Origin of the sequence: Streptomyces flavofungini (assembly GCF_014650815.1) — a bacterium.
GTDB lineage: Bacteria > Actinomycetota > Actinomycetes > Streptomycetales > Streptomycetaceae > Streptomyces > Streptomyces flavofungini.
This window is the reverse complement of sequence record NZ_BMVR01000011.1, coordinates 95,834-116,071: the sequence shown is the minus strand read 5'-3', so window position 1 is coordinate 116,071 and position 20,238 is coordinate 95,834. Positions and strand designations below refer to the sequence as shown.

The following is a 20,238-nucleotide window of genomic DNA, read 5'->3' as shown; positions in this document are numbered from 1 at the left end:
AGTCATGAACCCACGGCGTAGCCAACGCAGTAAACGATCGGGCCGACGCGGAAAACGGCTGGCCTTCATCGCGGCCGGAATCATCGCGTCGACCGCTGTGGTCGCCGTGCCCGCACACACCGCAGGGAAGGCGCCCGCGGGGGAGCCGACGCCCGCGCCGCCGGGCGCCGCCGTCCCCGCGCCTCCGGAGAGTCCGGCGCCCGCGCCCGCGGAGAGCCCCGCGCCCGCCGCCTCGGAGAGCCCCGCGCCCGCGGAGAGTCCCGACCCGGCCGACCCCCAGCTCCCCGCCATCGGCGCCTACCTCGACTACGGCCCCCTCGGCGTCGACCGCATGACCGAGCTCAGCAAGTGGCTGGACGGGACCGAGCTGCGGGTCGGGCACACGTACCTCCCGGGTGACCGGTGGAGCAACATCGAGGGCGCGCCGCGCTTCCTGGAGAGCTGGGCGGCCTGGCGCAAGGCCAAGGACGACCGGATGTTCGTCCTGAACGTGCCGATGCTGGAGCGCAACGAGGACCGCATCGGCGACTGGCAGGTGCGCTCGATGCTGCGGCAGGGCGCGGCCGGGCAATTCGACGAGCACTTCCGCGTCCTCGCGAAGCGCCTCGTCGACCTCGGGGTGCCGGACACGGTGATCGTGCTCGGCTGGGAGATGAACGGCACCACGTACACCCATCGTTGCGGTCCGGATCCGGAATCCTGGAAGACGTACTGGAAACGAATCGTCACCACGATGCGTTCGGTGCCGGGACAGAAATTCAAGTTCGATTTCACCCCGAATCGCGGTCGGGACGCCATTCCGTGGACCGATTGCTATCCCGGTGACGATTCCGTCGACATCATCGGGCTCGATTCGTACGACCAGCCCAGCGGCGTGACGTTCGACCAGCAGGTAACCGAGGAGTACGGGCTCCAGCACCACGTGGATTTCGCGAAGGCCCACAAGAAGCCCATCTCGTATCCCGAATGGGGCCTCTTCCGCAACGGCGACAACGACGAGTACATGCGCCGGATGCTGAAGTGGATGGCCGAGCACAAGCCGCTGTACAACACGGTCACGGACTACTGCCCGCACGGCGTCTGGCAGTGCAAGGACAACCCCAAGGCCACGAAGGTGTACCGCGAGGCGCTCTCCGGCCTGCCGGTGAACCCGACGCCGAAGCCGACCGAACCGACCGCTCCGGTACGCCCGCCGCACTGTTCGCCGCTGGACCTGGGCGACTGGGTCGAGTACTGGCTGGGCGGGAAGCTGTGCCTGCGGTTCGACTGGTGGGAGCGGAAGGAGCGGCCGCGCGCCTGAGGGGGCGCGGCGGTCGTGGGGGTGACTGAGCCCGGCGCGGTGGCGGAACGTTCACGGGGAAGTTCCGCCACCGGGCCGCCCCTCACCTCCACGTCGCACTTCGCCGCCGTGCTGTCTGTCGCTGCCGTGCTGCTTGTCGTTCCCGCGTTGCCTGTCGCTGCCGCGTTGCCCGTCGCCCGCGCGCCCGGCACGTTCCCGCTGCTGCTGCCGTACTTGCCAGTCCCGGCGCACCCCCCGCGCCCACTCCCGCGCCGACGCCTCGCACACCGCCGCCGTCAGGAGCGGGGCCGTCCGACTGTGGGCGAGGAGGAAGCGGCGGTTGGGAGCCGGGGTGGGGCGCCAGTGCTGTTTGTACGGTTCGTCGCCGCGCAGCAGGGACAGGGTGCGGGGGTGCGGGCCCGAGGTGTGCCGGGTGCAGGCGTCGAGCAGCATCGTGGCCACGTCGATCTTGCGTTCGCGCAGCCGCGGATGGGCGCCGTAGAGATAGCCGCCCGCGAGCCGCGCGGACAGCAGGGTGAGGTCGGCGGCAAGGACCTCGCCGTCCAGGTGGAACTCCGTGACCACGGCGTCGCCCGCCGCGACCATGGGGCGCACGGCGCACAGCAGGTGCTCGCGGAAGCGCGGCCGGAGGTGTTCGGTCGTCACCTTGCGCCCCTGCCACTGGAGTTCGTGCAGCCGCAGCAGGGTGGCCAGGGACGTCTCCACCTCGTCGGCGGGTACGACCCGGGTCCGCACGCCGAGCGCCGTCAGCTTGCGCAGCTTGGCGCGGGCGCGCTGGGCCGTGGTGGCGGGCAGCCGTTTCAGGAGCTCGTCGACGGGCAGCGGGGGGAGTTCGAGGCAGGGGGAGTCGGCCAGTTCACGGCGCGGGCCGCACCACCGGTCGTAGACGCTCTCGACGCAGGCGCCGGGACGGGCCTCACGGAAGTCGATCAGCGCGCCCCGGGCAAGGCCGTGCATCCCTTCGGCCAGCGCGTCCGCCGCGCGCTCGCGGCAGTCGGCGGCGAGCAGGACGTCCGCGAAGTCCGAGATCGCGCCGCCGAGCGGCCGCAGCGCCGGGACGGGCCGGTGCACCCGCATCAGCGGCGCCGCCGCGACCAGCTCGCCGCCGTCGCGCACGAGCAGCACCCGCAGCCGCCCGCGACGGCCGTACGACCGCCACCACGAGGTCAGCCACGCGTGGCTCTGGAACGGCGTCGCCTCCTCGCAGGTCTCGTAGAGCCGCCGCCAGGGACCGGCCAGGGACGCGAACTCGTCCTCGTCCACGCAGAGCCCGGCGGTCAGCCCGGACCGGGTCGCCGTCGTCACGCGCCGCCCCGGACCCCGGCGGACGCGGGCCCCGGCACGGCGCCGCCGGGCAGCGCCCGGGCGGTGGCGCGCGGGCGCACCAGGAGCCCGAGGCCGCCGAGCAGCCCGCCCGCGCACAGGCCGACCAGGGCGGTCACCGGGGCGGAGAGCGAGGAGGGAGCGGTGGGCGCGACGGCGCGGGAGAACGGCAGGAGCTTGACCCGGGTGCTGTTCTTGGTGTGGCCGGCGCTCGTGGTGAGCGCGCGGGACACCGCGTTCGCGAGGGTGGCGGCGGCGTCGGGCCGGTCCGCCGACGCGGACACCGAGATCATGGGGGCGTCGGGGGAGGTCGCCACCTTGACGCGGTCCTGCAGCTCGGTGGGCGAGATCCCCGCGGCGATCTGCGCGTCCCCGAGGACGGCGAGCTGCGTGGCGACCCGGCCGTAGGCCTGCGCGAAGCCCAGGGCGGTGGCCGGGTCGGCCTTGGCGCCGGGCACGGCGACGACGTAGCTGGTGGCCGTGTACTCCGGGGTCTGGAGCAGGCCGTACGTGCCGCCCGCGAGGGCGCCGAGGGCGGCGCAGACCGGCAGGAGGGTCCAGCGGGGGAGCCGGGCGAGGCGGGTGCGGAGGCTGGTCGGGGGTGGGGTGTCGGCGTCGGTGGCGTGCGGGGCGGGCGGCGCCGGGGTGCCCGGCGTGCTGCCGGTGCCGCCCGCACTGTTGAACGTACCGCTGGACGCTTTCGTGCCCGAGGGGGCGCTTGAAGGGGCGCTCATGGGGAGTTCACCTCCTGGTTCGGGCCGGTGAGCACGGACGTGTAGACGTCCATCAGCCGACCGGCGCTGCGGGTGATGTCGTAGTGCCGCACCGCGGCGGGTGCCGCCCGGTGCGGCGGGGTGCCGGACCTGCGCAGGCCGTACAGGACCTGCGCGAAGGAGTCGGGATCGCTCGCGCAGTACGCGGAGTTGGTGCGCTCGTGCGCGGGCAGCCCCTCGACGGCGGGGCAGGACGCGTACAGCACGGGCAGGCCGCTGGCCAGGCCCTCCACGAGGGCGAGGCCGAACGCCTCCTCCGGGGACGGGGACGCCAGCGTGTCCATCGCCGAGAGCAGGGACGGCAGGTGCGCGGTGGCGTGCTCCGCGCCGCCGTCCTCGTGCGCGGTCTCGCCCGCGAACCGCACCCGGTCGGCGAGGCCGAGCCGCCCGGCAAGGCGCCGCAGCTCCGGCTCCTGCGGTCCGGAACCCACCAGCAGGACCCGTACGTCGGCCGGGAGTTGGGCGGCGGCGCGCAGGAGTACGTCGAAGCGCTTTCCCTCGGCGAGGCGGCCGACGCCGCCGATGACGAACGCGTCCGCGGGCAGGCCGAGGCGGGCGCGCACGGCCGCGCGGGCGGCCGGGTCGAAGCGGAAGCGGCCCGCGTCGATGCCGTTGGGCACCACGCGGATGCGCTGCCAGGGCACGCCCCACCGGTTGAGGCGGGCGCCGACGGCCGGGGACACGGCGACGGTCATGCGGCCGAGCCGCTCCCCGGCGAGGTACAGGGCGCGGACGCCGGAGGTCAGCGGGCGGCCCTCCATCTGCGAGGCGCCCAGGGAGTGTTCGGTGGCCACGACCGCGCGCACCCCGGCCAGGCGGGCCGCGATCCGGCCGTACAGGCAGGCGCGGTAGAGGTGGGTGTGGACGACGTCGTAGCGGCCCGCGCGGATCAGCCGGGCAAGCCGCGGCAGGGCGGCGACGTCGCGGTTGCCCGCCATGCCGAGGTCGGTGACGCGGGTGCCGTCGGCGGTGATGCCGCGGGCGACGCTGCCCGCGTTGGTGAGGGTGAGGACGTCGCAGGTCGCCGGTACGTGGCGCAGCAGCAGCCGCAGTTGCTGCTCCGCGCCGCCCATGCCGAGCCCGGTGATGACGTGCAGGACCCTCACGCGGTCACCGCCGCCGGGAACGGGATGTGGCCCGGACGCAGCGCGCGGCCGCGCGGCCCGCCGGTGACCTGCTTCAGGCGCAGCCGCAGGGCCGTGTCGCGCTGTCCGATGTGGATGCGGGGCAGGGCCAGCGGGCCGTTGAGGTCGCCGGGGGCGATGGCGCAGGCGTACGTGTACCCGGCCGCGCGCACGGCCGCGAGGACGCGGGGGTCCGCGTGCCCGTACGGGTAGCAGAAGCCGCCTACGCCCTGGCCCGTCAGGTCGGCCAGGGCGGACCGGCTGTCCGCGACCTCGCGGCGCAGCGCCTGGTCGTCGGCGCGGGTGAGGTCGACGTGCGTCAGGCCGTGCGAGGCGACCTCCATGCCCTGCTCGGCGGCCCGCCGGATGCCGTCCGCGTCGAGGAGGGGCTTGCGGGGGCCCAGGGGATCCCAGGCGTTGTCGCCGCCGAGACGGCCTGGCAGTACGAACACCGTGGCGGTGCAGTCGTGGTGGTGCAGCAGGGGGACCGCGTGGTCCAGGAAGTCCGCGTAGCCGTCGTCGAAGGTGAGGCCCACGAGGCCGTCCGCCTGTCCCCGGCGGTACGCCTCCAGGAGCTCGGCCGTGGACACTCCGCGTAGGCCGCGTCGGCGCAGCCAGGTCAGTTGGGCGTCCAGGCGGGCTGGGGTGACGGTGATGTCGTACGGGTCGTCGGCGGGGTCGGTGTCGGCCACGGAGTGGTACATGGCGATCCACGGGGTGCTCGTGGGGCGCGTGGGGTGGCGTGCGGGGTCCCCCGGGGCTTGGCGGGTGCGGAGGTCGGCAGGGGCGGCGCGGTGTTCGTGCGCACCGGGGCGGATGAGGGCCTCGGGGGGAGTGCGGTCACCGGGTTGCGTGGCCTCCCTGGGCAGCCTGCGGTCGCCGGGTCGCGTGGCCTTTCCGGGCAGCTCGCGGTCACCGGATCGCGTGGCCTCCCCGGGCAGCTTGCGGTCACCAGGACCCGTAGGCCCGCCGGACGGCGTGAAGTCAGTGGTCATGGTGGCCCTTTCGGCTGGCGGAGCTCGGTGCTCGTAGGCGTGCGGACGCGGCGCGCAGGGCGCGTACGCCGAGCCCCCACCCGGCCGCCAGGAACGTCACCCCCACCACGACCCCGCCCGTCACCACCGCGAGCGCGGGCGGGCCGACCTGATGGGCGCACCACGCGCCCAGGACCGCGGCGCAGCCCGCGGCCAAGGCCAGGCGGCCCAACTGACCGGCGACAGACCGCGTGCGCAGGGGTACCGCCCGCGGGCCGAGCGCCCCGAGCAGCAGCACCGCCGTCACGCAGATCCCCATCGCGTTGGCGCCCGCGATGCCGTACACGCCCCAGGTGCCCACCGTCAGGAAGCCGAGCCCGGCCGTCGTGAGGATGCCGATGCCCATCGCGGCCAGCGGTGCCCAGGTGGCCCGGCCGACCGAGAAGTGCGCGCGGGCCAGGGCGCCCACCAGCGTGTGGCCAAGGAGTCCCAGCGCGTACACCCGCATGACGGCGGCCGTCGCCTCGGTGTCCGCCGCCGTGAACGCGCCCCGTTGGAAGAGGAGGTGGACCAGGTCGGGCGCCACGGCCACGATCGCCGCCGCCCCGTACAGCACCACGCACCCGGCGAGCACCAGGTCCCGCTCCACCCGGTCCCGTGCCCGGTCGGTCTCGCCCGCCGCCAGAGCCCGCGCCACCACCGGGAACGTGACCGTGCACAGCATCAGGGACAGGACCATCGGCATCTGCGCGACCTTCTGCGCGTAGTTCAGATGCGAGATCGCCCCGGCGGGCAGCGAGGACGCGAGGAACCGCTCGATGAGCACCTGCGACTGGCGGCACAGGGCGAACAGCAGCACGGTCCAGATGACGGCCGTCTCCAGCCGCACGGCCTCCTCCCCGCGTACGGCGACCGGTTCGTCGCGTACGGCCTGCTGCCCGTGCACGGCCTGCTGCCCGTGCACGGCCTGCTCCCCGGGGACGGCCTGCTCGCCGGGGACGGCCTGCTCGCCGCACACGGTCTGTTCCCCGTGCGGCGCCGGGATCTCCCGCGGTTCCGAGTCCCGCCGCGCTGCCGGGGTCTCCCGCGGTACCGGTTCCCCCCGCGGAGCCACCCCTCCCCCCGCAGCCGCCGCCCCCGGCACCCCCCGCCGCCTCAACTCCCCCCACAGCGAAGGCGCCTGTACGACCACCATCAGCACCCCGCCCAGCGCCACCCCCACGGCCGCCGCGCGCACGCCGAGCGGTGCGGCGAGCAGGAACAGGGCGGCGATGATCGCGGCGTTGTAGACGACGTACACGGCGGCGGGCGCGGCGAAGCGCTGGTGGGCGCGGAGGGCCGCGCTGCAGTAACCGGCGAGGCCGAAGCTCAGGGCGCAGGTCGCCGTCAGCCGCGTGCAGTCCACGGCGAGCCCGGGGTCCGGCAGGCCGGGCGCGAGCGCGGCCACCAGGAGCGGGGCCGCGGCGATGAGCGCGAGGCAGCCGCCCACGAACCACAGGGTCATCCGGGGCAGGGAGGCGGCGACCAGGGCGCGTACCGGATCGGGTCCCGAGCCAGGGCCGCTGGCCGCCGCACGGCGCGCCAGGGCCAGGCTGAACGCGGGCACCAGGAAGAACGCGAGGCCGTCCTCGATGAGGAGCGTCGCCGCCATCTCCGGCACGGTCCAGGCCACCAGGAACGCGTCGGTGGCGCTCCCGGCCCCGAAGAAGTGGGCGAGGGCCTGGTCGCGGACGAGGCCCAGGAGGGATCCGGCGACGGTCAGGACCGCGGTGACCACGGCGGCTTTGGCGAGGAAGGCGTTGCCGGGGTCGGTGCCGGAGGGTGCGCCCTTCGCCGGGGCCGCCGGTGCCGCCGGGACCGGCTCGGCCTCGGCTGCGGCCTCGGCCTCCGGCCTCCCCGTCCCCGTTCCCGCCTCCGTGCCGGGCAACGTCGTCATCGCGCCCCCGCCACGGGACGCGACGCGTCTGTCTCGTAAGAACTCCCGCTCCCGTACGCGGAGTTCCCTTCGTACGCCGAACCCGTTGCGCACGACGCACCAGCCGCGCACGCCATGCCGTCCGCGCCCCCCTCGTGTTCTCCCCGCCCCCGCAACGCCCACCAAGCGCACCCCCCGAGCGCCACCGCCGTGAGCACCGTGGACGGGCCGCCGATGTCGGCGTACATGAAGTCGACGAGCTGCCAGACCAGCAACCCGCAGGCCGCGAGGGCGCAGTCCAGCCGCGCTCCCCCGGGGCCGTCCCCCGCGTGGCCGCGCCGCACGCGCACCCGCGCCCACCCCCGTAGCGCGCACACCAGCAGCGCCAGCCAGCCGCCCGCGAGGGTGAGCAGGCCGATGAGGCCCTGTTCGCTGAGGACGAGGAGGTACATGTTGTGGGGGGACAGCAGCGGCTGGCGGCGGAACTCGGCGCCCGCGCCCGCGGTGTCGCTGCCGGAGGACAGGGCGAGGGAGGCGTGGCTGTCGCGGTGTTCGGGGAAGCCCTTGAGGCCGACGCCGGTCACCGGGTGGTCCCGCCACATGTCCACGGAGGCCGCCCACATCGCGTACCGGTCGGTGACGGACTGGTCGGGGGCGTCCGTGACGTCGGTGATGCTGGTCAGCCGGTCCTGGAGGAGCTGCGACCCGAGGCCGAGCCCGGCCACGAGCACGACGCCCGCCGCCGTCGCCACGAGCGCGGCCCGCAGCGCGTGCCGTACCCCGGCGAGCAGCAGCACCACCCCGCAGGCCGCCACCGTCGCGATCCACGCGCCCCGGCTGAACGACAGCGCGAGCGGCACGGTCAGCAGCCCCGCGCAGGTCAGCGCGGCGGCGCGTTGCCGGGGCGCGTGCGGGCGGAAGGCGAGGGCGAGCGAGGCGATGAGCCCGTACGACACCACCGTGGCCATCCCCATGACGTCCGACGGCCCGAACGTGCCCACCGCCCGGATGTCCGCGCCCATGTACGAGGCCCCGGTCCCGGTGAGGTTCTGGTGCACGCCGAGCGCGCCCTGGAACAGCGCGAGCCCGACGAACGCCCAGGCGAGGACCCGGAATTGGCGGGCGTCCCGGATGAGGACGAGGACCGCGGCCGGGACCAGGACGAAGACCTGGAAGTAGCGCGCGGCCCCGGTGATCCCGGTGGCCGCCGAGGAGGAGGAGCACGCGGCCGCGGCGATGCCGACGACGGGCAGGCCGAGGACCACGGCGGCGCTCCGGGTCAGGGGGCGGCGCGCGGACCGGACGACGTGGACGAGGGCACAGCCGACGACCAGCGCGGAGAACGCGTCGGCGGGGGTGCCGCCGGAGCCGTCGCCCGCGGGGACGGGGAGCGCGAGGAGGGCGAGGAGGAGGACGACGGGGAGGACGGTGGCGGTGTGGCGAAGGGGGTGCGGGGGAGCGTGGGGGAGGCGCGCGAGCGGGTGGTGGGTGCGGGCGGAGGGGGGCGTGGGGGCGCCGGGGGGCGCGAGGTTGTCGGGGGCGACCGGCGCGTGGGCCGTGGGCGCTGTGGACGCCGTGGGTGTGGTGGGCACGGCGGGTGCCGTGGGTGCCGTGGGTGCCGGATACGGAAGGGCCTGGTCCACGGGATCAGCTCCCCGTGCGGCGCAGCAGGCACCCGACCGTGCGCAGCAGGATGCACAGGTCCTGCCAGAGCGACCAGCTGTCGATGTACGCGTTGTCGTAGCGGCAGCGGTCCTCGATGGAGGTGTCCCCGCGCAGGCCGTGGATCTGGGCGAGTCCGGTGATGCCGGTCGGCATGCGGTGGCGGTACGCGTACTGGGGGTGGCGCACGCTGAACCGGTCGACGAAGAAGGGCCGTTCGGGGCGCGGGCCGACCAGGCTCATGTCGCCGCGCAGGACGTTCCAGAGCTGGGGCAGCTCGTCCAGCGAGGTGCCGCGCAGGAACCGGCAGAAGGGGCTGATGCGGTGCTCGTCGGCGACGCTCCAACGGGTGGCCGATTCCTGCGGGTCGGCGGGGCGGTGGGTGCGGAACTTCAGGAGCGTGAAGAGGCGTCCGTCCTTGCCGACGCGCTCCTGCCGGAACACCACACCCGGGCCCTCCGTGGCCCGCAGCACCAGCGCACAGGCGAGGAGCAGCGGCCCGGTGAGGAGAAGAAGGGTGCCGGATACGACGATGTCGAGCGCCCGCTTGCCCGCGCTCGGCCGGGGCCGGTCGGCGACCACCAGCGGACGGCAGCGGAATCCGGCCACGAACAGGGGGCGGGCGCGGTCACGTGGCGCCGGGACGGCCGGTCCGCGCGGGTCGACCTCCCACACCTCGCAGCCGAGCCCGCGCAGGGCGGTGACGCGGGCGTCGTGGTCGGGGGCGCGGCCGGACAGGAGGAGGACGGCCCGGATGTCGTTCTGGATGACGGCCCGGTGCAGCTCGTCCTCGGAGGAGAGGAGGGGGAGTTCGGGGGCGGCCCCCACGTGCTGCTCGGACCCGGTGCCAGGTCTGCCGCCAGGCCCGGTGCCAGGCCCGCCGCCAGGTCCGCCACCCCGCCCCGCACTTGATCCGGCGCCCGACCCGACCCCCGCACCGGGCCCTGATCCTGACCCTGACCCACCATCAGCCCCGAAATCCGCCCCGGCGCCCCCGCCCGCCCCCGAACCCTGCTCGGACTCCGCCCCGTACTCGAATTCCACCCCGTACTCGTACTCCTCGTCCCCCAACTCCCCCACCACCCCCACCGGCCGCAGCCCGCACCGGGGCCGTCGCAGCAGCGCCGCCGCCACGCTCCGCGCCTGGCCGCCGTGGCCGAGCACCAGGACCGGCTGCGGCCTGCGCGCGGCCGCCGCCCGCCGGTGCCAGTGCGCGACGGCACGGCTGCCCGCGCCGAGCACGCCGTGCAGCGCGGCAGCCGTGAGCAGCGTCGTCGGCGGCAGCGGGGTGAACGGGGGCACGACCGGGGCGAGCGGGGTGAGTGCCGGGGTCAGTGCGGGGGCGAGGACCGCGGCGGCGCACCAGGCGAGGGCGATCCGCCAGGCCAGCGCGGGCAGTTCGTCGAGGACGGACGGCGCGAGCGTGTTCTCGTACAGCCTGCCCTGGGTGTTGAGGGCGAGGAGGCCGGCGAGCAGCAGGGCGAGCAGCGCCGGGGAGCGGTGCGGGGCCGGGAGCAGCAGCGCGGCGGTCACGGCGGCGAGCGCGTCGGCCGTGAGCAGGGCGAAGGCCCGGTGCCCGCGGTGGGCGGGCTGCCCGCCGCGGCGCCCGGTGCGCCGGGCCGGTGCGCCCCGGGGGGCGACGACGAGCGGCCCGGTCCGGTGCCGCTCGTCCTGCCGTGGCTGGCTGGACGACGAGGTGACGGTACGTTCCGCGCTCACGTGGTGCTGCACTCCCTGTGCTCGGTGGGCGCCGGGCCCAGAAGTTCGCGGTACACCGCTTCGACCGCGGCCGCCGTACGGCGCACGTCGTGGTGGTCCAGGACGTGCGCGCGCCCCTGTGCGCCCAGGGACGCGCGCAGGTCCGGGTCGCGCAGCAGGGCCGTCAGGGCGTCGGCCAGCGCGGCCGGGTCCTCGGGCGGGACCAGGGCGTGGGCGTGGTGCGCGGGCGGCAGGCTCTCGCGGGCGCCGTCCACATCGGTGAGGACGACGGGCCGGGCGCAGGACATGGCCTCCAGGGGCGCGAGCGCCATGCCTTCCCAGCGGGACGGCTGGACGACCACGTCGGCCGCCCGGTACCAGGGCGCCGTGTCATCGGCGGCCCCCACGAACGTCACGGACGGAACACCCCCCACGAACGTCACGGACGGAACAGCCCCCACCGCTCCTTCGGATCCCGTGGCCCCCGCCTGAAGTGCCGCTGCCCGCGCCCGAAGTGCTGCTGCCACCGCGCGCGTCCCTGCCGCCTCCGCCCGCAGAGCCGCAGCCCCGGGCGGCAGCGCCGCCGCCCCAGCTCCCACCCGCAGCCCCTCCGCCTGCGCCCGCAGCGCCGTCCCCTCGGGCCCGTCGCCGACCAGCACAAGCCGCGCTCCCGGCACCCGCGCGGCCACCGTCGGCCACGCGCGCAGCAGCACGTCCTGCCCCTTCTGTCGACACAGCCGCCCGACGCACACCACCCAGAGGGCGTCGTCAGCCGCGAGCAACCCGGCGCCATCGTCAGCCGAGCGCAGCGCGGCGGCCCCATCCGCCGAGAGCAACCCGGCGCCGCCGTCCCCCGCGAACAGCCCGGAACCCGCGAGCAGCCCGGCGCCGTCGCCAGCAGAGCGCAGCCCGGCGGCCCCGTCGGCCGCGACGAGCCCCCCGCCTCCGTCCATCCCGAGCAATCGCGCCCGAGCGACCCCCCGCTCCCCCGGCAGGAACCGCTCCGGATCGATCCCGTTCGGCACGATCGAGCAGGCCCCCGCGATCCCCGCCCGGCGCCCGGTCTCCCGTTCCGCCGCGCTGACGCACAGGGTGCGGGCCGTCCAGCGGGCCGCGTGCCGTTCCCAGGTGCGGGCGAGCAGCGCGACGCTGCCGTCGACGGCCTCGAACGACCAGGCGTGCGGCTGGAAGACGGTGGGCACGCGGCCGCGTACGGCGACGCGGGCCGCGAGCCCCGCCTTGGCGCTGTGCGCGTGCACGAGGGTGGGCCGGACGGCGTCGACGAGGCGGGCGAGGTCGCGCACCTCGGCGCGCAGGCCGGGGCCGGGGGAGCGGGCCGCCGCCCACGGGTGGACGGGGACGGGCCCCGCCGACCGGGCGAGGGTGCCGCCGTCGGGGCAGGCCAGGTGCACGTCCATGCCCGCCGCGCGCTGCGCCTTGACCAGGTCGGTGACGACGCGGGCGACGCCGCCGTCGACGGGCTGGCTGACGTGCAGGACGCGCGGCGCGGGAGAGGAGTTCGACGGCAGTTGCATGCACGACTCCTTGAGTTCCTTGGGTCAGGACGACGGAATACGCGCTACCGCTGCACGTCGACGGCGGCGAACAGCACACCCGTCCAGGCCGCGTCCCGCCGCGCGGACACCCGCACCGTCAAGTCGCCGCGCTGCCCCCGCGGCCGCTCCGGCAGGCGCAGCACGTCGGAGTCGTAGCCGAGGGTGTTGGCGTACGCGGGGCTCCTGCGGGCCGGTCGGCCCGGCTCGCTGACGGTGGAGTTCAGTACGTCGGCGGCGGGGTTGGCGTGGTCCGAGAGCGGCACGGGCCGACCGCGCCCGGCGGACACGTGCACCGCGTCCCCGCGCACGCCCCGGTCGCCGTCGTACGCGACGACCCCGACCGTGCCCCGCGCGCCGGGCGCCACGGGCACGCCCCGCATGCGCACGGTGTGCCGCCGCCCCGGTACGCCGAACGAGTCGAACCCGTCCCACAGGGCGAGCGACCGCTTCGGCAGCGCCGCGTTCTCGTACGCCACGACCAGCGTCCAGCCGCCCCACGCCCCGGCCTTGGAGTGCCCCATCGCCACGTTGACCTGCGCGACGGTGTAGAGCCCGGCGCCGGAGCCGCGGACCAGCGAGGTGACGTCGGCGGACGCCTGGAACGCGTCCGCGCCGCCCGCGACCCGGTGGCCCGTCAGGGTGTCGGCGAGGACGGCCCGGTAGCTGCCGCCGGGCTCGGCGATCAGCACCCGGCCGTTGTCCTTGGGCGGCTTCTGCTCCCCGACGCGGAGGTTGCCGCCCCAGTAGAGCCGGGCGTAGGAGACCCGGGACCCGGCGGGCAGCCGGACCTCGCCCGCGCTGGAGTTGTACGTGTTCGGGTCGCGGTCGATGTCCGTGTAGAACATCTCGAAGTCGTGGTTCGCGCCGGGCCCGCCGCGGCGCACGTCCGCGCACGGGGCGACCGCGCGGGACACCGGACGGCGGCAGGTGATCGACGAGTTGGCGGCCCGGACGATCCCGCCGTGCTGGACCGCGTGGTAGCGCTGGGCGAAGGCGATGCGCGGCTTCTCCCCGCCGGGGGCCGCGGCGCCCGTGCCCGGGGCGGCGGCGCCGGTGCCGGGCAGCGCGAGGCACCCGGTCAGGGCGAGCAGGACGACGAGCACACGACGCGGGCCCAGAAGATGACGCATGACGGCACTGGCCTTCCACGGTGCGGTTAGTCGCATTAAATGTGTGGATCTGAGCGCGTATGACGGAAATAGACTCAGAAGGAAGCGCAACAGTAGCGTTTATTCCGGGAGTTTCTGATGACTTGGTGGCGTGTGTCGGATTGGTGAAGCGTGTGGCCGAACCGCGAGGAAGACATCACTCATCTGGGCGCACAACCGACTGATGGGGAACTCAGTTGATCCCCACACCGGGCATCACGCACGGCTTCAGCACCTCAGCACATTCAGAACAAGGAGCAGTACTCCATGTCGCGTACCACCAAGGCCCTTGCCCTGTCCGCCGTTGCCGCCGCCGCCGTGGCCGGTGGCGCCGGTGTCGCCGCCGCCGACAGCGGCGCGCACGGTGCCGCCACCAACTCCCCCGGCGTCATCTCGGGCAACGCCGTCCAGGTGCCGGTGCACGTTCCCGTCAACGTGTGCGGCAACAGCATCAACGTCATCGGCCTGCTGAACCCGGCCTTCGGCAACACCTGCGTCAACGACTGACGTACAGCCGTTCGGCGTACAGCGCCTGACGCAGAGTCGGCACAGCGGCGGTCGTCCCCGGTCCCGGGGGCGGCCGCCGCTCGTCGTGCGCGCTTCCGGGTGGAGTACTCCGGTACCCCGGATGGACGTCGCCCGCCGGGCCATCGGGCACCCGCCGCCCTTCCTTCTCACCTGCGCTGATGCCGTTTCCATCGGAAACGGGCCGCCGCAGTGCGTGGCCGCTCGGTTGCGGACCGTGGATGCCGTTTAGACGGTGATCACAGGATCCGACGCATCTCCGAAAGGGAAATGACCTATGCGAGCTCTGCCTGTACGGCGCATCGCGACCTCCTTCCTGTGCACCGCCCTCCTGCTCGGCACCGCGGGGCCCGTCTACGCCGCGACCCACGACGACACGGCGCGCGAGGCGGCACGGACCGCGCCGCAGGTGCCCGTCCCGGGAGCCGACGCCCTGCTGGGGCAGGTGAAGTCGCTCGGCGACATCGGCGGTGTCATCAAGCCGGTCACCGACCTCCTCCAAGCCGTCCTCAAGGCGGACAACGGCGCGGTGCCCGCCGCGGACCTGGCCACGCTCACCAGCGCCGTCACCACCGCGCTCGACGCGGCCAAGGCGGCGGCCCCCAAGGGCGCCGCGCTGCCCGAGACCCCGCAGCTCCCCGCCGCGCCGCAGCTCCCGCTCGGCGGCGCCCCGGCCGCGCAGGCGCCGATGGACCTCAAGGGCGACGCCCTGGCCGCGCTGCAGAAGTCGGTCGAGGCCCTCGTCAAGGCGGTCACCTCGGCCGACGTCGCGGCCATCGCCAAGGAGGTGCCGGCCGTCCTCACCGGCCTGGTCAACTTCGCCGTCGCCACGCTCCTCGGCGGCGGCCTGCCGGTGCCGAACCTGCCGGGCCTGCCCGCCCTGCCGAAGCTGCCGGTCGACGGGCTGCCGCTGCCCAAGCTGCCGGTCTGAGGCCGGTCCCCGCACCTTCGCCACCCGCCGCTCCCGTACCCGGGACGGCGGGTGGCGTCGTCAACCCCGCCCGAAAATGCGCCCGTTGATATGAGAAATGGTGGCCCATATTCATCCGTGCGGGCCGGGGGAAGTTTCCTCTCAGGGGTTTCCGTACTGTCCTGCGCTCGTTAGGCGTAGTGAACTCGAGAGACAGGCAATCGATGCCTGCACGGTGCCTCCAAAGGCGACCGAAGTCGCCGAAGAAAGGAACACGATGAAGTCCCTCAAGGCTGCCGCTGTCCTGGCCGGGTCGATGGCCATTGCCGGTGCCGCCGCACCCGCATTCGCCAGCGACCTGACGCCCACCAGCCTGAACGGCGGCCTGGAGACCGTTCTCGGTCAGTCGATGCTGGACACCAAGCCGGTCAGCACGAACATGCTGGACACCGAGAACAAGGACTCCGTCGTCAACACCGTGAAGGACGCCGCAGAGGGCCTGAACTCGGGTGGCGGTCCGACGAAGATGCTCGGTGGACTTCCGCTCCCCAAGTAATCAAGTAACGGGGGAATGAGGGGCGGGGACGCGTGGGCGTGTTATTGCGGAGCTTTCCGCATTCATGTCCATAGGCTTCAGTAAACCCAAGGAAAGGTTTTGATCATGAAGAATGTCAAGAAGGCCGCCCTCGTCATCGCCGCCGCCGGCCTCGCCGCGGGCGCCGCGTCCGGCAGCGCCTTCGCCAGCGGCGACGGCGCCAGCGCCGAGGGCGCGGCGGTCGGCTCCCCGGGTGTCGCCTCCGGCAACCTCGGCCAGGTCCCGGTCAGCGTCCCGGTCAACGTGGTCGGCAACACCGCCAACCTGGTCGGCGCCCTCAACCCGGCCTTCGGCAACTCGGGCACCAACGACTGAACGCCCCTCGGGGACGCCTCCGCACCCGGAGGCGATGGGGCCGGTCCGGCGACACACCGCCGGGACCGGCCCTTCGGCATCTCCGGGACCGGCTCTACGGCATCTCCCGGGCCGGGACTTCGGCATCTCCGGCACCCACTCCTCGGCATCCGTGGACTGGCCCGTGTCAATCAGCGGGGCCCGCTGCCCCCATCGTGTGATGCCGCTGGTGCGCTGCGCCAACCAGGTGACAAAGGGATTCGGGTGCCCTCCACGCGTCTATAGCGTGCACCCCATGACCTCAACCTCCAACGAACAGCGCACCTTCCGCGTGACCGATCTCGGCACCCTCGCCGTCCTCGCCTGGAGCGGCGAACACCCGGAGGACGAGCGGGACATGGCCTTTCTCCTGGCCTACTCCCTGGGCGATGCCGAAGGCGGCCCCGAAGCCACCGCCGAGGCCATGCGCACTCTCCTGCGCAACGAGAACCTGCCGCTCGGCGGCCCCGTACTCGACGGTGCCCGCACCCCGTCGCTGCCGGTCAGCCTCCTCGTCGAGGCCGAGCAGGCCGTCGTGAACATGCCCCACGTCAAGGCGCAGTGCGTCGTCCCGCCCGAGTGGCTCGCCGCCGTCGAGCAGCGCGGCCACGCCTACTTCATGATCACCACCGTGGCCTGGCCCGAGGGCAAGCCCGGCAGCCCCGTCTCCGAGGAGGCGCTGCGCGACTTCGCCGGGTCCGAGGACACCATGCTGAACGCGGCCCACTGCCTGCTGCCCGTGCGCAGGCTGCGCGGCTGATGCGCGCCGCCGCCACGACGGGCCGGGTCCCGGTGCAGGCCTCCGCCGCCCGGCCCGCCGCCGTTCCCCGGCCGGACGACTCCCGGGCGGCCGGGGGCGGGCGCGGTCTCGCCCTGCTCCTCGTCCTCACGGCGGCGGCGGGGCTGCTCGCCTCCTGGGTCATCACCCTCGACAAGTTCAAGCTGCTCGCGGACCCGGACTACGTCCCGGGCTGCAGCATGAACCCGGTGGTGTCCTGCGGCAGCATCATGAAGAGCGAGCAGGCCGCGGTGTTCGGGTTCCCCAACCCGATGCTCGGCCTCGCCGCGTACGGCGTCGTCCTCTGTGCCGGCGTGGGCCTGCTGGCCGGGGCGCGTTTTCCCCGCTGGTACTGGCTGACGCTCAACGCGGGCACGGTCTTCGGCGTCGTGTTCTGCACCTGGTTGCAATTCCAGTCGCTGTACCGCATCCACGCGCTGTGCCTGTGGTGCTGTCTGGCGTGGGCGGCCACCCTTCTCATGTTCTGGTACGTGACTTCGCACAATGTCCGCCAGGGATTTCTGCCCGCACCCACGTGGCTGCGTACGTTCATGAATGAGTTCACCTGGGTATTCCCGGTGCTGCATTCGGGTGTCATCGGCATGTTGATCCTCACGCGTTGGTGGGATTTCTGGATGAGCTGATCGCGCCTCGTCGTAACCGTCCTCGCTCGGGAGGAGAACATCGCGGTGTCGCCCGCAATCAGAGTCCACCGGTTGACGCGCCGTCATCTGATCGCCGTCGCGGCCGCGGCCGCCCTGGGTGCCGTCGGCGCCTTCCGGGGGCTGCGCGAACCGCGCGCGGAGGAAGGGCTGCCGGGGCCGCCGGGCGAGCCCGGCTTCGACGAGACGTACCGCGGGCGGCGCATCCAGGGCGAGCCCGCGACCGGTGCGGCCGTGCACGGTCCCGGCGGCTGGCGGGTCACCGTCGACGGGAAGCCGCTCGGCCTGATGCGGCGCGCCGACGGCAGCTATCTGAGCATGTTGGACCACTACCAGTCGTACGCGACCCCGCTGGCGGCCGCCCGCGGCGCCGTCGACGAACTCGGCGCGCACCAGACCCTGAGCGGCCGACTCCACTGAGCCCCGCCCACACCGGAACGGAGAACGGACGGACACCGACTGCCATGGTCTATACGCGCAGGAACCAGAACACCCTCAGCCGGGCCGAGCGACGCCGGTTCGTCGACGCCGTGTTACGCCTCAAACGGCGCGGCGAGTACGACGAGTTCGTCCGCACGCACATCGACTTCTACGTCTCCGACGGCGACGACCGGCTGCGCGTCGCCCATATGACGCCCACCTTCCTGCCCTGGCACCGCCGCTTCCTGCTCGACTTCGAGCGGGCCCTGCGCCGCATGGACGACGGCGTCACGGTGCCGTACTGGGACTGGACGAAGGACCGCAGCCCGGCCGCGTCCCTGTGGAGCGAGGACCTGATGGGCGGCAACGGGCGGCGCAGCGACCGGCGGGTCATGACCGGTCCTTTCGCCCGCCGCAACGGCTGGGTCGTCAAGGAGGCCGTCACCGACGGGGACTTCCTCACCCGCGACCTCGGGCGCCGCTCCGACCCGCTGGAGCTGCCGACCCACCGGGACGTGACGTGGGCGATGGCGGAGACGGTGTACGACGTCGAGCCCTGGGACTCCACGTCACGGCGGGGCTTCCGCAACCGACTGGAGGGCTGGACGGAGGAGAGCGGCAGCGCGCGCTGGCGCAGCCACAACCGGGTGCACCGCTGGGTCGGCGGGCACATGCTCGGCGGCGGCTCCGTCAACGACCCGGTCTTCTGGCTGAACCACGCCTTCGTCGACCTGCTGTGGAGCCGGTGGCAGCGGCTGCACCCCGACTCCGCCCCGTACCTCCCGGCGAAGCCGCCCACCCTCGGCGACGCGCAGTACCGGCGCATCGTCGCGCGCCGCGAGGCGATGCCGCCGTGGCGGACGACGCCGCAGGACATGCTCAGCCACAAGACGATCTACCGGTACGCCGAGTAGCGCCGCCCGGTACGCCGAGCAGCTCCGCGAGGACGGGGCGGCGCGGCCCGCGCGGGTGGCCCCCGCACACGGCGAGGCCCCCGGCCGATGCCGGGGGCCTCGCCTCGGCGTCACTTGCCGTAGCCGCCGTGCATGTCGCCGGTGTTGGCGCACTTGTTGCCGAACGCGGGGTTCAGCAGGCCGACGACGTCGACGGTGTTGCCGCAGACGTTCACCGGAACGTTGACGGGGACCTGGAGCAGGTTGCCCGAGAGCACACCGGGGGAGCCGACGGCCTTGCCCTGCGCGCCCGCGTCCGCCGAGGCAAGCGCGGCACCGCTGAGTACGACGGCACCCGCGCCGAGCGTGACGGCGGCTGCCTTCGCGATGCGAGACATCACGTTCTCCTTTGACTGGGAAAATACGGCCGCATAGGGACGGCCGCAGTTCCTCTAACGCACGTTGTTGACACGAAGTCACGCCGGGTGACGCTTTGCGTATTCGTGTCGTACGAGGGGCCGAGAAATTCCGGAAAACACCCCGGGCGGGGTGCGCTTCCTGAGTGACAGCGGTCAGCGAGCCGTATCCTTCACCGCCCCCGGGCGTTTGTGAGGGCATGACATCAGCACGCCGACTCATGGCCGCCGTCTCCCTCGCCGCCGGTGCCGCGGCGCTGGCCGCGCCCGCCGCGCACGCGTCCACCGACGCGCCGGCCGCGTCCAAGATCTCCGTCCTGGACACGATCGACGACCTGCAGACCTCCGGCATCCCGGCCGAGCGCCGGCACGAGGTGCCCACGGTCGCCAGCCAGCTCGGCGGTCTGAACCAACTGCACCAACTGCACCAGCTCACCGACCTGGCGGCGCCCGTGACCAACGCGGTGCCCGCCGTCCAGTAGCCCGCGGCCGACGCTCAAGGACAAGCCGCCTACAGCAGCCGTACCCCTCGCCTGGCCAGGTAGGAGACGGGGTTGATGTCCGAGCCGTAGCCGCGCCGGGCCCGTATCTCCAAGTGGAGGTGCGGGCCCGTGGCACGTCCGGTGGCGCCGCTGTAGCCGATGCGGGCGCCGGTGCGGATGCGCTGGCCCTGGCGCACCGAGATCCGCGAGAGGTGCGCGAACAGCACATAGCGCTTGTCCGGCATCCGTACGGTCACCGCCTTGCCGTACGCCCCCGACCAGCGGGCGAGCACCACGACACCGCTGGTCACCGCGTACACGGGGGTGCCGTGCGGCACCCCCAGGTCGATGCCGGTGTGGTGCCCGGCGGCCCAGTTGCCGCGCACGCCGTAGCGCGAGGTGACGCGGTAGCGGCGGCGCAGTGGCCGGGTGTACCTGCCCGTGGGCCTCTCCAGGGCGCCGAGGCCCCGGCTGTCCTCTTCGGGGAGCGTGGCCTCCGCGGCGGCGAGGTCGGCCTCGAACGCCTCGTCGAAGTCCGCGTCGCACCAGTCCTCGGCCTCGGGGATCCATTCCTCCCCCGGCGCGGCCCATTCGTCGTCGTCCGCAGACGCGGGGGTCGCCGTGGTCGCAGTCAGCGCGCCGCCGGCCAGCAGTCCCGCGGCCAGGCCGAGCGCGTTCCGTCGTGTGGTGCCCGCTTCGCGCGGGCTGTCTATGCCATAGCCCATACCTGCAAGGACACGCGTGACGGCAG

At 74.0% G+C, this 20,238-nt stretch carries 21 protein-coding genes; 10 read left to right on the top strand and 11 right to left on the bottom strand.

Annotated elements, in window-relative coordinates:
• The first annotated feature begins 4 nt into the window (after positions 1-4).
• Positions 5-1,300, top strand: a complete 1,296-nt coding sequence (locus IE274_RS27105; RefSeq protein WP_190118514.1) for a glycoside hydrolase family 26 protein — start codon at positions 5-7, stop codon at positions 1,298-1,300.
• 51 nt (positions 1,301-1,351) lie between these two features.
• Here the strand turns inward: IE274_RS27105 and IE274_RS27100 are convergent, their stop codons facing one another.
• From IE274_RS27100 to IE274_RS27060, 9 genes are all read right to left on the bottom strand, one after another.
• Positions 1,352-2,605, bottom strand: a complete 1,254-nt coding sequence (locus IE274_RS27100; protein WP_190118513.1) for a GNAT family N-acetyltransferase — start codon at positions 2,603-2,605, stop codon at positions 1,352-1,354.
• Entirely contained in the window at positions 2,602-3,357 is a 756-nt protein-coding gene (locus tag IE274_RS27095; protein ID WP_229909843.1) for a YveK family protein, read from the bottom strand. The genes IE274_RS27100 and IE274_RS27095 overlap by 4 nt, the downstream gene beginning before the upstream one ends.
• Complete coding sequence (locus IE274_RS27090) at positions 3,354-4,502, bottom strand: glycosyltransferase (protein ID WP_190118512.1); 1,149 nt, start codon at positions 4,500-4,502, stop codon at positions 3,354-3,356. The genes IE274_RS27095 and IE274_RS27090 overlap by 4 nt, the downstream gene beginning before the upstream one ends.
• Positions 4,499-5,224 (bottom strand): polysaccharide deacetylase family protein, encoded by a 726-nt coding sequence (locus tag IE274_RS27085; protein ID WP_190118664.1) that lies wholly within the window; start codon positions 5,222-5,224, stop codon positions 4,499-4,501. Before IE274_RS27085 ends, IE274_RS27090 begins: the two co-directional genes overlap by 4 nt.
• 280 nt (positions 5,225-5,504) lie before the next feature.
• Complete coding sequence (gene murJ, locus IE274_RS27080) at positions 5,505-7,430, bottom strand: murein biosynthesis integral membrane protein MurJ (protein ID WP_190118511.1); 1,926 nt, start codon at positions 7,428-7,430, stop codon at positions 5,505-5,507.
• Complete coding sequence (locus IE274_RS27075) at positions 7,427-9,052, bottom strand: O-antigen ligase family protein (protein ID WP_229909842.1); 1,626 nt, start codon at positions 9,050-9,052, stop codon at positions 7,427-7,429. Before IE274_RS27075 ends, murJ begins: the two co-directional genes overlap by 4 nt.
• Positions 9,053-9,056: 4 nt before the next feature.
• Positions 9,057-10,790 (bottom strand): sugar transferase, encoded by a 1,734-nt coding sequence (locus IE274_RS39665; protein ID WP_229909841.1) that lies wholly within the window; start codon positions 10,788-10,790, stop codon positions 9,057-9,059.
• Positions 10,787-12,304, bottom strand: coding sequence for a glycosyltransferase (locus IE274_RS27065; protein WP_190118510.1), 1,518 nt, complete (start codon positions 12,302-12,304; stop codon positions 10,787-10,789). Before IE274_RS27065 ends, IE274_RS39665 begins: the two co-directional genes overlap by 4 nt.
• A gap of 44 nt (positions 12,305-12,348) precedes the next feature.
• Entirely contained in the window at positions 12,349-13,455 is a 1,107-nt protein-coding gene (locus tag IE274_RS27060; protein ID WP_190118509.1) for a DUF3344 domain-containing protein, read from the bottom strand.
• A gap of 285 nt (positions 13,456-13,740) precedes the next feature.
• Here IE274_RS27060 and IE274_RS27055 point away from each other — a divergent pair, with 285 nt between their 5' ends.
• The 8 genes from IE274_RS27055 (at position 13,741) to IE274_RS27020 (ending at position 18,610) form a co-directional block, all read left to right on the top strand.
• Complete coding sequence (locus IE274_RS27055; protein WP_190118508.1) at positions 13,741-13,980, top strand: chaplin; 240 nt, start codon at positions 13,741-13,743, stop codon at positions 13,978-13,980.
• 295 nt (positions 13,981-14,275) lie between these two features.
• Positions 14,276-14,929, top strand: coding sequence for a hypothetical protein (locus IE274_RS27050; protein WP_190118507.1), 654 nt, complete (start codon positions 14,276-14,278; stop codon positions 14,927-14,929).
• 256 nt (positions 14,930-15,185) lie between these two features.
• Positions 15,186-15,464: a hypothetical protein gene (locus tag IE274_RS27045; RefSeq protein WP_190118506.1), complete on the top strand. Its 279-nt coding sequence runs from the start codon at positions 15,186-15,188 to the stop codon at positions 15,462-15,464.
• 105 nt (positions 15,465-15,569) lie between these two features.
• Positions 15,570-15,818 (top strand): chaplin, encoded by a 249-nt coding sequence (locus IE274_RS27040; protein ID WP_190118505.1) that lies wholly within the window; start codon positions 15,570-15,572, stop codon positions 15,816-15,818.
• Between the two features lie 274 nt (positions 15,819-16,092).
• Entirely contained in the window at positions 16,093-16,596 is a 504-nt protein-coding gene (locus tag IE274_RS27035) for a DUF5949 family protein (RefSeq protein ID WP_190118504.1), read from the top strand.
• Positions 16,596-17,258 (top strand): vitamin K epoxide reductase family protein, encoded by a 663-nt coding sequence (locus tag IE274_RS27030; RefSeq protein ID WP_190118503.1) that lies wholly within the window; start codon positions 16,596-16,598, stop codon positions 17,256-17,258. The genes IE274_RS27035 and IE274_RS27030 overlap by 1 nt, the downstream gene beginning before the upstream one ends.
• Before the next feature lie 72 nt (positions 17,259-17,330).
• Entirely contained in the window at positions 17,331-17,696 is a 366-nt protein-coding gene (locus tag IE274_RS27025; protein ID WP_268255587.1) for a tyrosinase family oxidase copper chaperone, read from the top strand.
• A 44-nt stretch (positions 17,697-17,740) separates the two neighbouring features.
• Entirely contained in the window at positions 17,741-18,610 is an 870-nt protein-coding gene (locus IE274_RS27020; protein ID WP_190118502.1) for a tyrosinase family protein, read from the top strand.
• Positions 18,611-18,720: 110 nt separating this feature from the next.
• Here IE274_RS27020 and IE274_RS27015 read toward each other — a convergent pair whose 3' ends face one another.
• Positions 18,721-18,987, bottom strand: coding sequence for a chaplin (locus IE274_RS27015; protein ID WP_190118501.1), 267 nt, complete (start codon positions 18,985-18,987; stop codon positions 18,721-18,723).
• 218 nt (positions 18,988-19,205) lie between these two features.
• Here IE274_RS27015 and IE274_RS27010 point away from each other — a divergent pair, with 218 nt between their 5' ends.
• Positions 19,206-19,487, top strand: a complete 282-nt coding sequence (locus IE274_RS27010) for a hypothetical protein (protein ID WP_190118500.1) — start codon at positions 19,206-19,208, stop codon at positions 19,485-19,487.
• Positions 19,488-19,516: 29 nt separating this feature from the next.
• On the opposite strand, the gene IE274_RS27005 is transcribed toward IE274_RS27010, so the two are convergent.
• On the bottom strand, positions 19,517-20,212 hold the full coding sequence (locus IE274_RS27005) for a M23 family metallopeptidase (protein ID WP_190118499.1): 696 nt from the start codon (positions 20,210-20,212) through the stop codon (positions 19,517-19,519).
• Between the last annotated feature and the right edge of the window lie 26 nt (positions 20,213-20,238).